Source organism: Metabacillus fastidiosus NBRC 101226 (genome assembly GCF_001591625.1).
Lineage (GTDB): Bacteria > Bacillota > Bacilli > Bacillales > Bacillaceae > Metabacillus > Metabacillus fastidiosus.
The window spans coordinates 43,861-59,489 of sequence record NZ_BCVG01000003.1 but is presented as its reverse complement, the minus strand read 5'-3'; the positions used below and the strand labels follow the sequence as shown (position 1 = coordinate 59,489).

Below are 15,629 nucleotides of genomic sequence, written 5' to 3'. Positions count from 1 at the left end.
GGGAGGAAGCTAATATGCCTGATCAAGGGATAGCACAGATTATATTCCCTGATAGCAAGGATATGGAAACATTTTTGAAGGAGCAAGGAAGTTATGACTTACATGAAGATTTATTAAAATATGGATTGAAGACGAAACAGTTTTTATACGTTGACTATAAAGGTGAGCAATACCAAGAAATTGTAAATTTTATTCTTGATTACGAATTCACCCACCAAATTGAACTAGCAACACAAGAAGAACTCGAGAAATTAGAAGCATTTAATTATGAATTTTTACCTGAAAAGATCAAGGAGACCAATAAAATACTGTCACCGAAGGGTTATGGACTATTTTCATATCCAAATTCGGGTGATTTCTTCGCACTATTCATTGTAAAAATAGAGAGTATAACAAATTTGCTGCAAGAAGAAGTGCTGCTCGATGATAGAATCCCTTTCCAAGAAAGGTGTATCAAGTATTACAGATAGATCTAAGATTGTATGTCTTCAACCTTGACTTGCATCAAGGTTTTCTTATAAGTTAATATCACGATTGCATAGCCATCTAGAATGTACTATTTTTGACCATGTACGATTGTAATAACACCATGTGTTACAGTGATTGTTCATGTTTTTGCAAATTTATTTAAAACTTTTCGTATAAACATGTTACACTTACTTCAAATCCGAATATTTATATAATAAGAATATTGAACGGGAAAGATAATACAGAAGTAAATGACAAGAATTAGAGGACAAAACACCAAACGCACAATTGGTGTTTTGTTTTTGCAAATGATTGTTAAAAAATCCTCCTCATCTTCAATATAGCCAGGCTTAGTATTGAAGATGAGGAGTTATTTGAAATATATATAGATACGTTAAAAAGCTTTACAGCTCGAGAAAGTAAACAAATGATAGTGGACGATCCATCTATACTACCTCGAGTAAAGGATATATTGCCTACAGCAAGTAAATCAGTAAATGAAATACTTGAAGACTTTCTTATGAAGATTCATTTTTAAAATTATTATTTTCAATTGCCAATTCTAATATCAAAAGTGTTAGAGAATAATTGATAACCTTTTTAAAGTTTATTCTCACTCAAATTGTATGAAGGAATAAGCCTTCTGATAATACGTCAAGAAAATAGATATAGATTTTCTTATTGTGTTTTTGCTTGGTGACTTGATATTCTTACCAAATAATATAAGATAACTCTTTATAAACTTTGATTGGTGTTATGCCTCTCAAAGTTTATTCGTTGTGTGGGTGAATTGGCTGCAACTTTAAAAGAAACATCCCCCAAAAAGTAACAGTTAATGTTGATATAATTTACACTGGAAGTGCTATGCGTAAGGAGTGAAAAAGTAGTATGAAAGAATTTGAAGAGAGATTTAGTGAATTGCAATCAGATATGATTTCTATATGTATGGAATACGTTGAAGATAGGGCGGATAAAGTGTATGTTTATGCTTCACGTGAAGAAGGAATTATTTCAAGCAGGTTCTTTTATTGTATTAATAATAAGTATGTAGAATGTCATAAAGTGAATGATGCATTGGAGGATGGAGACGAAAGATATGATGTGTCTCCAAAAAGAATGCTTATGGTGTTGCGTATAATATGTGAAGACATCGAAAAAATTGAAGAATTATGTAAAGAATACGAAAGAGACATGCCAACAGAGATGAAGTTAATATATGATAATAAGAGTGGAAGGTTTAAAGCTGAATACAAGTATGATTTAGTATATACTCATGACGAGATTAAAACGGCAGATCATATTGCTGACGAGTGGTTTGAAGAGATAAAGAATAATAATCTTTAAATAGACCAGCCTAGTTATAGATGTCATAAGCAACAAGCTAACGAGATTGAATAAGTTTATTGGCTTAAATCTATAAAAACTCAAAAATATTAATGAACTTAGAAAATATATAAATATATGAACTTGAAGTACTTGATTGTCTGTTATAGGCGACAAGTGCTTTTTTCATTTTAGCAGGATCACATTCCAGTCGAAATGACAGAAGAACAGAAACAGCAAGGCTTAATGACAGGCCTCATGGTCGGTGGAACAGCAGGAGCAGCAAGAATTATAGATAAAGGAGTACCTAACCTCCCATACAGCAAGGAATACGTCCAGCAGCAGATTCAGAAGGGTCAAGCGATTCTGAAGGATATGGGCAGAGCGACGAATAGAACGCTGACAAATCTGAGAGAAGCAGCAGTATCCAATATTCAACAAGCAGTCTCCCGTATCGAAGGAGCTGTAAAGAAAATAGGAGATCTAAAAATCCCGACTGGAATGACAAGGGAACAGCTCATAACTACTAATGGGGCGGCTAGTGATCTTAATGTTAGAATAGAGACAACACCGTTGAAAGATTTCTTTCAGAGGGCTGATAGTGGGAGTTCTGGTTCGCGGGTTGATGATGGTACGATTAATCTGAAAGACTTGCCAAGCATTGTAGACCGTGTTAAAGAGATAAGGTCTCAATTACCTAGTAAGTTAAAAAAATCAGGTAACTTTGGCTACGCAGAGGCTGATGTTCAAGGAATTAAAAAGAATGAATTTTTCGCTCATAGTTCAGTAAACGAAGCAACAGATAAAGATGTATTACCAGGAATGTCATTAAAGCCTCAAGGAGAACCAGTATTCAAAGCGAAAAAGGTTGACCCTGATAACGCAAGAGTTGACACACCTGAAGCATACCTAAGAGACTATGATACAGAGTATAAAATTTTAAATGATATAGCATCACAACTTGGAAATAACAAATATGCCAAGGGAACTATAAACTTATTTACAGAGCGTCTTACATGCCAAAGTTGTACTGATGTAATTATGGACTTTAGGAAACAGTATCCAAATATCACAGTAAACATTCTTACAAACGACGGAAAAGTTGTAAAATAGGAGGGAGAATGTATGGAAGAATGGGATTATAAAGAATTAAAAGAATATGTAAGTGAAGTTTTCACCAATTCTATAAATGACGGATTAGATGCCCTTCAATCAGGAGGGCGATGTTTGTATGAATTTGCCAATGTAATTGAAGAGGGAGAAACAGAGAAGGCTATATTTTATATTAGCCTAGCTCATTTACAAATTGAAAAAGGGATACTATCGCAACGAATCTTTGACGAAGTCAAAAGTATTACTAAGGACTTTAATATTGATAAATTCATTAGTGAACTCGGTTTAGAGGATGCTCAGGATTTGAGTGAACTTCTCCGAATAGTAGAAGCTAAATTTCATGGTGTTGAGGTTGTGAATTGACCAATGTGCAACCAATTAAAAACTAGCTGTTAAGCAAATTCAATTCGCTAGAAGAAGCAATAAGAAATATATAAGTTCTAACGTAGCGGATGGTGGGAACAAGAACAAGTCTTGAAATGCATTATGAAAAGGCTAGTAAGATAGAGAATATATTTATACTCGCAGCTAGATTTTCTCTGCTCTTTAATAATTATATGAAAAAAAGTTAAGATATTGATAGAGAACTACATTACCTTGATTGGCTTCCATACCTTTCAAGGTTTTTTAATTAATTTATGGTGAGTAATGATTGAAAAATATAATTTCATATTCATATCAAAGTTGACCAAGAAGCTCTAAGGGTTCGAAAGGTTTCGAAGAATGGGAGGAAAGTTAATGAAAACTAAATTATCAGGAAAAACTATTAATATACTGGAAGAATCAGGATGGAACCCGAATAGTAAGGTTGATTTAACCGAGACAGTAAGGTTTTTAGAGACAATGGGATATCAAATATTCAATCCAGTGATAGAGGTATTAAGTATATTTGGTGGAGTTAAATCTAAGTTTAAGCACCCGAACGGAAGTTTAGAAACCTTTCATTTTAGTCCCGAAGAAGCTGTTGGGGATTACTATGAAAAAGAAGATTTTGAAGAATTTGAGCAGCGAGTAAAAGAGCCGCTTGTTGTAGTTGGAGAGGCATACCGTGGAAATTTAATTATGTTTGTTTCAAAGTCGGGCAAGGTCTTTGGGAAAAATGGTTATTCAGTATATAGGTTTGGCAATAACATTTTTGAGGCACTAGATACTCTTTGTTTATTTAGAAAACCGGAAGAAATAGAGTAAGAAGAAAGTTCAGTATTCTATAAAAAGATGGTAACATGAGAAGCGACTATCTGGTGTTCAAGAAAATACTTAACCTTATATTTAAAATAAACTAGTAGTAAGTTTTTCATGGGAGGAGTGAAAAAGTAGTATGAAAGAATTTGAAGATAAGTTTAGTGAATTGCAAGCAGATATGATATCCATATGTATGGAATATGTGGAAGATAGAGCCGATAAAGTGTATGTTTATGCCTCATGTGAAGAAGGAGTTATTTCGAGCAGATTCTTCTATTTGATTAATAATAAATATGTAGAATGTCATAAAGTGAATGATGCATTGGAGAAGGGAGAAGAAAGATATGATGTGTCTCCAAAACGAGGGTTTATGGTATTAAATATCTTAAATGAAGATATTGAAAAAATGAAAGAATTATGCAAAGGATACGAAAGAGAAATGCCAACTGAAATGAAATTAATTTATGATGTAAAGAGTGGCAAATTTAAAGCTGAATACAAGTATGATTTAGTTTATACTAATCACGATACTAAAACGGCTGGTCAAATTGCTAATGAGTGGTTTGAGGAGATAAAAAATAATAATATTTAAATAGACCGGCCTACTTATAGATCTCATAAAAAACAAACTAAAGAGATTGAATAAGCTCATTAGTTTAAATTTATAAAAACTCAAAAATATTAGTGAACTTAGAAAATATATAAATATATGAACTTACAGCACTTGATTGTCTATTATAGACGAAAAGTGTTTTTCATTTTAGCAGGATCCATTCGTTTCGAACTGACAGAAGAACAGCAAGGTCTGATGACGGGTCTCATGGTCGGCGGAACAGCAGGTGCAGCAAGAATTATCGATAAAGGAGTACCTAACTTCCCATACAGCAAGGAATACGTCGAGCAGCAGATTCAGAAGGGTCAAGCGATTCTGAAGGATATGGGCAGAGCTAGTTATAGACAATTAGAACAAATAAAAGAGGGCGGAAAAAAGGCTGCTGAAGTAATTGGAAGAGAAATAAAAAAAGTCGATCTTTTTCCGATTATTTGAGTCAGAGAATCAGTTGCTACGAACGGGATAGTATCATCCAGCACTTATGGTATAGAGACGATCAAGGTTGAGGATATTATACAGAGATTAAACGTGATGGTTCTGGGTCGCAGGTTGATGAGTATAAGGGTAAAGTTAGTCAGAAGACTAGCAATGAAGATATTGAAGAAACCAAAGCATGGATTATAAATAAAACCTAGCTATATGCCTTTTAATATTATGAAGAGAAAATATATTTTTTAAAATATTTTCTCTTTTTTTATCTAGAATTTCCCTTTTCCTAGAAATAAGCCGAATTTCAACCTAGTAATAAAAGACACTATGAGAAAAGGGACTAATGTAATAGTTTTGCTCTTTTTTCGGCTGAAAATAAAAAAATACATACTAATAACCTAGATTAAATTTTAGAAGTTTTTAAGTATTTATTACTGTTTTTTACAAAAAATACAAAATCTATTGACCCGTCAAAGTGAATTCACTAAACTGTAGTTGAAATAAATAAACTGTCGAATAAAGGAGATGGGAACATGTCAGGAATTATTCGTGCTACTCCAGAAGAACTTAATAGTGTAGGTGGCCAGTACGCAGTACAGAGCCAAAATGTTGAAGAGGTTATTAGACATTTAGAAGATATGAAGAAGCATTTAATTGACATCTGGGAAGGGGAAGCTAGAAACGCTTTTATTACTCAGTATGAAGAATTAAAACCTTCTTTTGTAAATATGGCTACATTATTACAAGAAGTATCACAACAACTGCAAAGTACTGCTAAAGCGCTTGCTGATGCAGACCAACAAATCGCTAGCCAAATTCGCGGTTAATGAAGTTAGGGGCGCTTCAATCAATTGAGATTTTAGCGCCTTTTTTAATGGAATATTATTTTTGACATGTTTAAAGGTGATCGCTATTTATATTCAAATAACAATTGACTTAAAAAATTATAATGGGGAAACGCTTGATCTCAGGCTTTCTAATTACTATACAATTAAAAAATTAATAGATATTGTTTGGCAGGAAAGAAGTATTTCTATGCCTCCAAGAGAAGGTTATTGGGTGAGAGTGCTAAATAAAAATACAGTTTATCCTGGTTCTAATACGCTTGAAGATAGTGAAATAATGACTGGGGATAAACTGGAGATTCTATAAAGTTAACTGTAGAAAATGAGGTTCATCGTATGGAAGAAACGAATAAGACGTATTTAGAACAACAGCTGGATGCCATTATTTCAAAAGAAGAGAATGGAGATTTTGTTTTTGTTTTTCAGCGTGCGAGATTAAAGATGCAGCATCAGCTGGAAATTCAAATGCTGGAAACGTTGGATAAACCTCTCCATAGAAAGATTGAAGAAACAGAAGATGAAGTGAAGATCACTATTCAGAAACCCTCATCTTTTTTTGATTTTAATAGAGTAAAAAAGAAAAATGCTTATGCGAGACTGGTGGCTGCTGGTCAACTCGTAAATAAAGTTGCTCATCATAGTTTAAAAAGGATAAATCTTATCACTTGTCCGGAAAATCTTATTTTTGATCAAAGTTTAACGCCGTATTTTCTTCATTACGGAGTAAATGAAAGTATTCCACCATATGAAGAAGATTCGGCTCGGCTGCTGCAAGAGGTGAAGGCTGTCACATCGGTTCTTATTGATGGGCAGTATGATTTTGAAGATTATTTAAAATATGTGGAAGTAATGAAACTTTCGGATAAAGCAAAATTAATCCAGGCAGCCGACAGTTTAGAAGAATTGTCAGAAACGTTAAAGCAATTTGTTACCGAGCTGGAAGAGAAAGAGAAACATACAGTATATTTGCCGAAGAAAAAGTGGCAAGTGCAGCGTTATGTTTTCTGGGGAACGATCATTCTTTTAATACCTGCCATTATTTATTCATTCTATTCTGTTTTATTTATTCAGCCGAAACAAGATGCATATGTAAAAGGCAATGAATATTTCTTACGTGAGAAATACAGTAATGTAATTGATGTTTTGAACCAATACAGCCCAGAAGGAATGCCCTATTCAGTACAGTATGAATTGGCTTTTTCTTATGTTTTAAATGAAGAGTTAGGAGAACTGCAAAAGGAGAATGTACAAAAAACAATTACATTGCAGACAGATCCGGATTACTTCGTATATTGGATTTACATAGGCAGAGGGATGAATAAAGAAGCGATAGATTTGGCAAGGTCTCTTGAAGACCGAGACTTGATCAGGCTTGGCTTAATAAAATATCGAGAAGATATTAAAGCAATGGATAAGTTGTCAGGAGAAGAAAAGGAAAAAGAAATAGAAGCAATTACAGAAGAATTGAAACAGTTTGAAAGAGAAATAGAAGAAGAGAGAAAGCTAGAAGAGGAAAAGAGATTAGAGGAAGAAGAGAGGATGGGACCATCAGCTCCCGAAGAAGCAGAGAGTGAACAAGAAGCTGCACCTCCAAAAGAGCAGGAAGCTAATAAGGAACAATCCCCGCAACAGCAGAATAATGGGGAACAGCCTCCAAAGGAACAGGCAGCCGATAATAAACAGCCGGTCGAAAATGTTCCAAAAGCACAGTAATGGAAAGCAGTAGCACAGGAGTTGATTTTTTTGGGTTCTTTATGGATATTTTCAGACGAGAATTATGAGCAGTATAGATTAAAAGAAGATATTGAGACGGTCACGATTGGAAATGACAGTGAGCATACGATAACAATTCAATCATTTCCTTTTGAAGGGGAAATGATTGAATTAAAGAGAGATAAAAACTCTAATAGTTTTTATATTATGAACAATGAAAACGAAATTGGTACCATTCAGCCGGAACAGCCCTTTTTCTTTTCTCTAAATGGAAAGCAGCTTGAAATTATTTATGTGGCAAGAGAAGAGAAAGAAAAGATTTATTATGTTGGCAAAGAAAATGAGATTTCAGTTTCAGCTGATGATCATGCCGTTATTTCTCGGAAGGGAGAATATGACCGGGACAGCTGGTTTACCTTCATTAAGCTGAACGGAAAATGGAAAGTAATAAATGAAAGCAATCGTCTTTTTCTAAACGGCCAAAAGTTGAGTGAAATAAAGAGCGTTGAAAATGGAGATGTAGTCAGCTGTCCCTTTATGGAAGCCATTTTTTTAGAGGAAGATTTATTGTTAATAAGAAGTGCGGATCTATTTGAATCTTCCTTGCCGGAAACATTAAATCCTACATCTGAAATGAAGAAGAAATATCCGAATTATCATAGGACACCCCGCTTAATATATGATTTGCCAAAAGAAAAAGTACATTTCTCTTTTCCAAGCCAGGAAGCAGAGGATTATAACAGAGGTCTTTGGCTGATGATTATGCCGCCGCTCGTCATGCTTATTGTTATGGGAGTTGTTTTTCTTATTCAGCCAAGAGGTATTTTTATTCTTATTTCGATCTCCATGTTTGTCATGTCTATTATTACATCAAGTGTACAGTACTTTAGGGAGCGAAAAAATAGAAAAGAAAGAAGTATAAAACGCCGCATAGTATATACAAAATATCTTGAACAAAAACGGGAAGAGCTGCAGAAGCTGTCTCATAAGCAAAGAGAAGTATTGTATTTTCACTTTCCTTCATTTGAAAAAATGAAGTATTTAACAGATCAGATTAGTGACCGGATTTGGGAAAGGGCATTTGAAAGTGAAGATTTCCTTCAATTTCGAATCGGCAGAGCCACAATTCCTTCAAGCTATGAAGTATCAGCGGGTTCGAATGATATGGCTAATCGGGAAATAGATGATCTGTTGGAAAAGTCACAGGAAATGATCCGCATATATAAGCAGGTTAAAGATGTTCCGTTAACGATTGATCTGTCATATGGAGCGATGGGGCTGGTTGGGAAGAAATCAATATTAAAAAGGGAAATTCAGCAATTAGTCGGACAGTTAGCTTTTTTTCACAGCTACCATGATATCAGATTCATTGCGATTTTTGATGAAGAGGATTATTACGACTGGGAATGGATGAAATGGCTTCCTCATTTTCAGCTTCCTTATTCCTACGCAAAAGGCTTCATTTACAATGAACAGACCCGTGATCAGCTGCTTTCCTCTATTTATCAGATGATTAGAGAACGTGATTTAGATGAACAGAAAGATAAAAAAAGATTTTCGCCGCATTTTGTGTTTATTGTGACGAATAGAAAGCTTATCGCAGAACATGTCATTTTAGAATATTTAGAAGGGAAAAATGTACAGCTTGGATTTTCTGTCCTTTTTGCTTCTGATACGAGAGAAAGCTTAAGCGAAAATCTTCATACGCTTGCAAGCTATATTAATGAACGTGAAGGTGAAATAACGATTCAAAAAGGGAAGGCTGTTCATACAGCATTCCAGTTAGATGAACATTCCCCTTCTAATAATGAGAAATTTTCAAGAATGCTTCTCTCATTGAACCATGTAAAAGGGATGAACAACTCCATTCCTGAGAGTGTAAGTTTCTTAGAGCTGCTGCAAGTAAAAGAAACACATCAATTAGAAATAGGAGCAAAATGGCTGACGAGTGAACCTTCTAAGTCTTTAGCAGCTCCTATCGGTTTAAAAGGAAGAAATGATATCGTTGAACTAAATCTTCATGAAAAAGCTCATGGACCACATGGTTTATTAGCGGGAACAACAGGTTCAGGGAAAAGTGAATTTTTACAAACTTTCATTTTATCTCTTTCCGTTCATTATCACCCGCATGAAGTCGCCTTTTTATTAATTGATTATAAAGGCGGAGGGATGGCACAGCCATTCCGAAATATGCCGCATTTACTAGGAACAATTACAAATATTGAAGGCAGTAAAAACTTTAGTGCGCGTGCACTTGCCTCTATCAACAGTGAATTGAAAAAGAGGCAGCGATTATTTGATGAATATGAAGTAAATCATATTAATGATTATATGTATCTTTATAAAGCTGGAAAAGCAAAACAAGCAATGCCTCATTTATTCTTAATCTCGGATGAATTTGCAGAGCTGAAAAATGAAGAGCCTGAATTTATTAAAGAATTAGTGAGTACCGCAAGGATTGGAAGAAGCTTAGGAGTGCATCTTATTCTTGCAACACAGAAGCCGGGTGGTGTAATAGATAACCAGATTTGGAGTAATGCCCGCTTTAAAATTGCTTTAAAGGTGCAGGATGCAAATGACAGTAAAGAAGTTTTGAAAAATAGTGATGCCGCAAATATTACTGTCACTGGTAGAGGATATTTACAGGTAGGAAATAATGAAGTATATGAATTATTCCAGTCAGCGTGGAGCGGTGCCCCTTATTTAGAAGATACAGTGGAATCGGAAGATGAAATTGCATTTGTCACAGATTTAGGTCTTATTCCAATATCGAATGTACAGCAAGTGAAGAAGAAGAAAGCGGAGCGGACAGAGATTGAGGAAGTAGTGAAGGAGATTATTAAAGTACAGCATCAATTAGAAATAGAGAAACTTCACAGCCCATGGCTGCCTCCTTTAAGATCAAGAATTTCAAGGTATGAAAGCAAAGTACAGCAAGACGGCGCATTTGCGATCGGTATAAAAGATGAGCCTGAAAAGCAAAGCCAGACAGATTATATATACGAATGGATCGATGATGGGAACATTGGTATATTCGGCTCATCCGGATACGGGAAATCAACGACAATTCTTACGTTGTTGTTAAGTTTTGCGGCAAAATATTCGCCAGAACAATTGCATTATTATCTGTTTGATTTCGGAAATGGAGCATTGCTTCCTCTCCGACAGCTTCCGCATACCGGGGACTATTTTAAATATGATGAACAGAGAAAAATCGAGAAGTTTATGCAGATGATGAAGGCGGAGCTTGATCGCCGCAAACAGTTATTTTCGGAAGCGGAAGTGAGCAATATTAAATTATATAATTCTGTTTCCAAAAATAAACTGCCGGTCATTTTTATTACGATTGATAATTTTGATTTAGTAAAAGAAGAAATGCCGGATTTTGAAGCACAATTTATTCAGGTTGTAAGGGACGGCCAGTCGCTCGGGATCTTTACAATTACTGCTGCAACAAGGATTAATTCTATTAGACAGCCGTTAATGAATAATTTAAAAACAAAAATTGTCCACTATTTAATGGATCAGTCCGAGCAGTTTGGCTTAATAGGGAGAACAAAATTTGATAATGAACCAATTCCCGGCCGGGCATTAATTAAGAAAGAGCAGACACTGTTCACACAAATGTATTTACCGGCAAATGGGGAAGATGATCTTACAATACTGGAAGAAATGAAGCAGGAAATTAAGAGTCTAAAAGAGACATATAAAAATTTCAAAAAACCGGCAAGAGTTCCGATGCTGCCGAAACGTCTTGGTCTGCGCATGTTTGTTCAGGACTATGTCGATACAGAATTAGAAAATGGCGTTATTCCTTTTGCATTAAATGAAGCAACAGTTGGAACTGTTGAAGTCGATTTAATTGCGGGCAATCATTGCCTTGTAGTCGGACAATCGAAAAAAGGAAAAACGAATGTATTGAGAGTTATGCTGGAAATGTTATTTTTACAGGAAGTAAGTGAAATTGGCGTTTTTGATGCTATTGACAGAGGGTTATCGGCATATGCATCCCATGAAAAAGTGAATTATATGAATTCAAAAGAAGGGATGGCTGATTGGTTCAACAGTATTGATGCTGTGTTGCAAGAGAGGCAGCAGCAATATGAGAACTCCATTGAAAAAGCAGTCTTTAAACCGATTATTTTTATGATTGATGGTCTTTCAAGATTCCAGCAAACTGCTGATATGACCATCCAGGATCGTGTCAGCGGTTATTTAAAAAATTACAGTCACTTAAGTTTCCACGTAATCGTGTCGGGCAATGCTAATGAATTTTCTAAAGGATTTGACAGTTTTACGTCTGAATTGAAACAAGTTAGACAAGCTGTTCTTCTGTTAAAGAAGTCGGACCAAAGCTTATATACTCTGTCATATTCAAGAAAAGAAGAAGAAATCAATCCAGGTTTTGGTTACCTTGTGAGGAATGGAAGAGAATATAAAATCCAAATACCTAATGCTAGTCAGGAGAGTAGTGAACAGTATGTCTGAAAACCAAAATGAGAAAAAGTCCATTTATCCTATTGTGAAGCTAATTAGTGTTATGGCCATCATTTTCCTGCTCCCAACTCTCTTCTTCTCTTATATAGGACATGAACCTATGAAAGTAGAGAAAAAAACGACGGAAATAGCGTCCAGAGAAATAGCGGTAGTAAATGAAGATGATGGTGCAGAATATGAAAAACAACCAATTTACTTTGGTGAGAAATTATCAGCAACATTTGGAGAAAGCTCCGAATACAATTGGTCAGTCGTTAGCCGAAGCGCGGCTGATAAAGGGTTAGAAAGCGGAAGATATGATGCCGTTATTTATTTGCCTTCTGAGTTTTCCAAAAATATTTTAACATTTAAAGAAGACACACCCCTGAAAGCGAATGTGAAATATGTTGTCCAGTCTAATTTAGATGCCAGAAATCGTGAAAAAGTCCAAAAGGAATTAGAAATTAGCAAAAATAAGATGAATAGTACGATTTCGACTCTTTATTGGAGCTATGTTTCAAAATCCGTTAATGATCTTAGAAAGAAATTTGATGGTATTGTTGAAAAAGAAGTTGCCTTCCAAACGACAATGTATTCTTTTTATAATCCCAATTCTAAGAAGCTGACAGGTGAAATCGACCAGCAGAAGAAAATGCTTGAAGCACTGCAGGAGTCAGCAAAAAATATACATTCAACGACAGCTGAAACATTAACGGAGCGAAATAAGACGAAAGAAGAAATTAAAACTTTTTTAGGAAATTTAAATAAGTATAAAGAATATCAAGAAAAACAAGCAGAACTGTTTGCTTTAACAGATCAGGAAAATCTGAGATTAGTAGATATATATACGAATGAATTTAATGAAAGAATAAACACTGGTATACAAAAGGTTGCTGGTGTACCGACCGATGAGAATCCAGAAACGACGTTAAATGGCGAGGAAATTAAGAAGAATATCGATTTAATTGAAGAAAATATGACAAAGACAAATGATTCATTATCAGCGATGTACAAGCTGTTAAGTGAATCAGCTGGAAATGATAATTTTGAAGGCTTCCTTAAGAATCAAAAGGAATTGATGGAACAGTATAAACAGACAGAAATTAATAATGAAATGAAAGAATTAGAGAAAAGCATATTCGCCAGCGTAGAAAAGCTGACGAAAGAACAACAGAATAATGAGGAAGAACAAACACCAGGAGAGGGGGGAATTACTCCTCCAGAGGAACTGCCTGAACTCGAAACTCCTGGTGATATACCAGAAGTGTCAACAGAAGTTAGAGAACCTATGGAAATTCCAGCTACTGAAGACAATTCGGTGAGTGTGGAGACATTAGTAACAGAGCTTAATAGTTTAAAAGAAAGCATCACTCAAATGAAAACTCCAGAAAATGAAGAACTATCTAAAAAAGTTGACAGTCATATTGAAAAGCTGGAAAAAGATATTCAAGCTTTAAAAGAAAACTCAACTGGTTCTGGACAAATAGAAAAAGAATACAATGATATTCTTGAGCAAAATAAAGCATTGGCAGAAGCGTTAAGCCTGCTGGAGAAAAATCTTGAATTGCTTGAGTCCAATAATAAAGCTTTAGAAGAATATAATAAACAATTAATAGAGCTAGGGAAGTTAGATGAACAGGGGAAAGCGTTCCAGTTCTTAATTGGAAAAATCAATAAAGTAGAAGAAACTATTTTAAACTCGAAATTTTTAACATATAGCACTAAATCTGAATTAAGTAAAAAATTCGAAGCTACTATCTTAAATACAGATTTAAGTGAGCTTCTGGAGTACTATTTATATTTAGCTAAATACAGAGCTGAATTAGAGAAGCTTGAAAAACATGATAGTGAATTTTTAAATGAATGGTTAAAAAATCAGCAAAAAACGACTGAAATGAAAGGGGCATTGGATTCCATTCAGGCGGAATCAGAACAAGCCTTAACAAATATTACAGCTTCAACAGAAGGAATAGAGGCTGTAAAAAATGCTGTTACACAAACAGATGAAAATATTACAAAACAGCAGGAAGCAATTGTTGCTTTATTAACTGAGTTAGAAGGAAAGACATCTGATTTAACAAATAAATTCAATGAGGAAAGACCGTCACTTGAAGTAGATCAGTCTCCGGTAACTGACTTACATGGGGATATGGTTCTAACTATTCAAGAGGGTACGCTTCATGATATGAAGTTTATTTCGGAGCTTGTTGAATCACTGGCCGATCGTCAAAGCTCTGTAACAGATTATACAAATGAGCTTCAAAGCAAAGTAGGTTCAGTCCAAAATAAAGCTGATGAATTAAATAATAAATGGGCCAAAAATGTAGTCGTTACGAAAAAGGTCAAAGGAGATATATATGATCTTTTAAATAATACATTGGTTGATGACCAGTATAATTCATATGTATACGATTATTTATCAAACCCGGTAAAAGTAAGTGGGAACGTCCCAATGGAGAAATCAGTAGAGGTTGTTAACACTCCGCCGGTTGTCATGCTTATTATCATTATGATCAGCGGTCTATTAATCGGATTTTTCCTTCATTACTATTCGTACTTGCCGCTTGCTGCTCATTTGCCGATATTCCTTTTAGTGAATTTAATCGTAGGAATTATTATTAGTATATACGGATTGAAAATTTATCCGCTCGAAGATATTCAAGCGATGAAATGGTCCATTTTTACGATACTATTATTATTCCTTTGCACGAGCATCGTTCGATTAGCGTTTTATATCGGACCGTTTGTCGGATGGATTGTTTCTATCTTGTTAACTGTTTATTTCCTTACACCGTTACTGGATTTAGTTAATCCTAATTTTGCTTTTGAACATCCGGTTTCACAAACATATATGTCACTGCAGTATGGAACACAATCGGCGTTTTACCCGGCTGTCGTTATCCTTTCGATAGGAATTATACTGACACTGTCCATACCGTATATTGTAAATATCATTCGTACAAAAGATGAGGATGAACATGCGGAAGCTTAAAATTCTGCTTCTTGTTATTTCTTGCGTCATTTTCCAGCAAGTATTAATAGATAAAGCAGCGGCAGAAGAAGAGATCGATGTGGAACCAAATGAGTACGAAGAGAAGAAAATTGATTTAGATACGAAATATTTTCATGATTCCTCGTTATTAAAGCGGAAGAAGCAATTGCCAGAGGAACTGAAAAAAATAACTTTTACGAAAAAAGACCAGACATTTTATGAGGATGTAAAAGAAAGCTTATTTACTAAAGAAACAGAAATAAACAATACAGTAGAGGCAAAGGTAGCACAGCTTCAGCTGTTTACAGCTGTAAATGCTAATTTTCTAGCAAATGATGATACGGAAACAGAAGAAAAAGGTAGAAGTTCCCATTATTTTCTAATACTCCTTATTGGAGTAGCGGTTATTTGTATGGCTATCTTGTTCTTTGTTATCATTCCGAAATTGAAGTTAACAGAGGGGAAGATAAAGTGA

General features: G+C 34.9%; 13 protein-coding genes. All 13 read left to right on the top strand.

The annotated features are described in order from the left end of the window. Positions 1–14: 14 nt before the first annotated feature. The 13 genes from BFA01S_RS01440 to essA all read left to right on the top strand — a co-directional run bounded on the left by BFA01S_RS01440 (position 15) and on the right by essA (position 15,629). On the top strand, positions 15–470 hold the full coding sequence (locus BFA01S_RS01440; RefSeq protein WP_066224955.1) for a hypothetical protein: 456 nt from the start codon (positions 15–17) through the stop codon (positions 468–470). A gap of 886 nt (positions 471–1,356) precedes the next feature. Then, a complete protein-coding gene (locus BFA01S_RS01435) occupies positions 1,357–1,812 on the top strand; it encodes an immunity protein YezG family protein (protein ID WP_066224954.1) in 456 nt (151 codons plus the stop codon). Positions 1,813–2,007: 195 nt separating this feature from the next. After that, on the top strand, positions 2,008–2,904 hold the full coding sequence (locus tag BFA01S_RS01430; RefSeq protein WP_235842937.1) for a deaminase domain-containing protein: 897 nt from the start codon (positions 2,008–2,010) through the stop codon (positions 2,902–2,904). Positions 2,905–2,916: 12 nt separating this feature from the next. Further along, positions 2,917–3,267: an Imm3 family immunity protein gene (locus tag BFA01S_RS01425; RefSeq protein WP_066224952.1), complete on the top strand. Its 351-nt coding sequence runs from the start codon at positions 2,917–2,919 to the stop codon at positions 3,265–3,267. A gap of 375 nt (positions 3,268–3,642) precedes the next feature. After that, the gene (locus BFA01S_RS01420) at positions 3,643–4,092 is read left to right on the top strand and encodes an SUKH-3 domain-containing protein (protein ID WP_066224950.1); all 450 of its coding nucleotides are present in this window, start codon (positions 3,643–3,645) and stop codon (positions 4,090–4,092) included. A 130-nt stretch (positions 4,093–4,222) separates the two neighbouring features. After that, the gene (locus BFA01S_RS01415; RefSeq protein WP_066224949.1) at positions 4,223–4,678 is read left to right on the top strand and encodes an immunity protein YezG family protein; all 456 of its coding nucleotides are present in this window, start codon (positions 4,223–4,225) and stop codon (positions 4,676–4,678) included. Between the two features lie 117 nt (positions 4,679–4,795). Beyond that, positions 4,796–5,134, top strand: coding sequence for a hypothetical protein (locus BFA01S_RS01410; RefSeq protein ID WP_156483501.1), 339 nt, complete (start codon positions 4,796–4,798; stop codon positions 5,132–5,134). Positions 5,135–5,661: 527 nt separating this feature from the next. Continuing rightward, positions 5,662–5,955 (top strand): WXG100 family type VII secretion target, encoded by a 294-nt coding sequence (locus tag BFA01S_RS01405; RefSeq protein WP_066224946.1) that lies wholly within the window; start codon positions 5,662–5,664, stop codon positions 5,953–5,955. Positions 5,956–6,040: 85 nt separating this feature from the next. Then, entirely contained in the window at positions 6,041–6,280 is a 240-nt protein-coding gene (yukD, locus tag BFA01S_RS01400) for an ESX secretion system protein YukD (RefSeq protein WP_066225066.1), read from the top strand. A gap of 29 nt (positions 6,281–6,309) precedes the next feature. Beyond that, positions 6,310–7,686, top strand: coding sequence for a type VII secretion protein EssB (gene essB, locus BFA01S_RS01395; protein WP_066224945.1), 1,377 nt, complete (start codon positions 6,310–6,312; stop codon positions 7,684–7,686). Positions 7,687–7,716: 30 nt separating this feature from the next. Beyond that, on the top strand, positions 7,717–12,174 hold the full coding sequence (gene essC, locus BFA01S_RS01390) for a type VII secretion protein EssC (protein ID WP_066224943.1): 4,458 nt from the start codon (positions 7,717–7,719) through the stop codon (positions 12,172–12,174). Continuing rightward, complete coding sequence (gene esaA / locus BFA01S_RS01385; RefSeq protein WP_066224941.1) at positions 12,167–15,154, top strand: type VII secretion protein EsaA; 2,988 nt, start codon at positions 12,167–12,169, stop codon at positions 15,152–15,154. The genes essC and esaA overlap by 8 nt, the downstream gene beginning before the upstream one ends. Continuing rightward, complete coding sequence (essA, locus tag BFA01S_RS01380) at positions 15,141–15,629, top strand: type VII secretion protein EssA (RefSeq protein ID WP_066224938.1); 489 nt, start codon at positions 15,141–15,143, stop codon at positions 15,627–15,629. The genes esaA and essA overlap by 14 nt, the downstream gene beginning before the upstream one ends.

What these genes read in the sequence shown, in the direction of transcription:
- BFA01S_RS01440 (WP_066224955.1), top strand. Translation starts at nt 15, where the DNA reads ATGCCTGATCAAGGGATAGCACAGATTATATTCCCTGATAGCAAGGAT.
- BFA01S_RS01435 (WP_066224954.1), top strand. Translation starts at nt 1,357, where the DNA reads ATGAAAGAATTTGAAGAGAGATTTAGTGAATTGCAATCAGATATGATT.
- BFA01S_RS01430 (WP_235842937.1), top strand. Translation starts at nt 2,008, where the DNA reads ATGACAGAAGAACAGAAACAGCAAGGCTTAATGACAGGCCTCATGGTC.
- BFA01S_RS01425 (WP_066224952.1), top strand. Translation starts at nt 2,917, where the DNA reads ATGGAAGAATGGGATTATAAAGAATTAAAAGAATATGTAAGTGAAGTT.
- BFA01S_RS01420 (WP_066224950.1), top strand. Translation starts at nt 3,643, where the DNA reads ATGAAAACTAAATTATCAGGAAAAACTATTAATATACTGGAAGAATCA.
- BFA01S_RS01415 (WP_066224949.1), top strand. Translation starts at nt 4,223, where the DNA reads ATGAAAGAATTTGAAGATAAGTTTAGTGAATTGCAAGCAGATATGATA.
- BFA01S_RS01410 (WP_156483501.1), top strand. Translation starts at nt 4,796, where the DNA reads ATGAACTTACAGCACTTGATTGTCTATTATAGACGAAAAGTGTTTTTC.
- BFA01S_RS01405 (WP_066224946.1), top strand. Translation starts at nt 5,662, where the DNA reads ATGTCAGGAATTATTCGTGCTACTCCAGAAGAACTTAATAGTGTAGGT.
- essB (WP_066224945.1), top strand. Translation starts at nt 6,310, where the DNA reads ATGGAAGAAACGAATAAGACGTATTTAGAACAACAGCTGGATGCCATT.
- esaA (WP_066224941.1), top strand. Translation starts at nt 12,167, where the DNA reads ATGTCTGAAAACCAAAATGAGAAAAAGTCCATTTATCCTATTGTGAAG.
- essA (WP_066224938.1), top strand. Translation starts at nt 15,141, where the DNA reads ATGCGGAAGCTTAAAATTCTGCTTCTTGTTATTTCTTGCGTCATTTTC.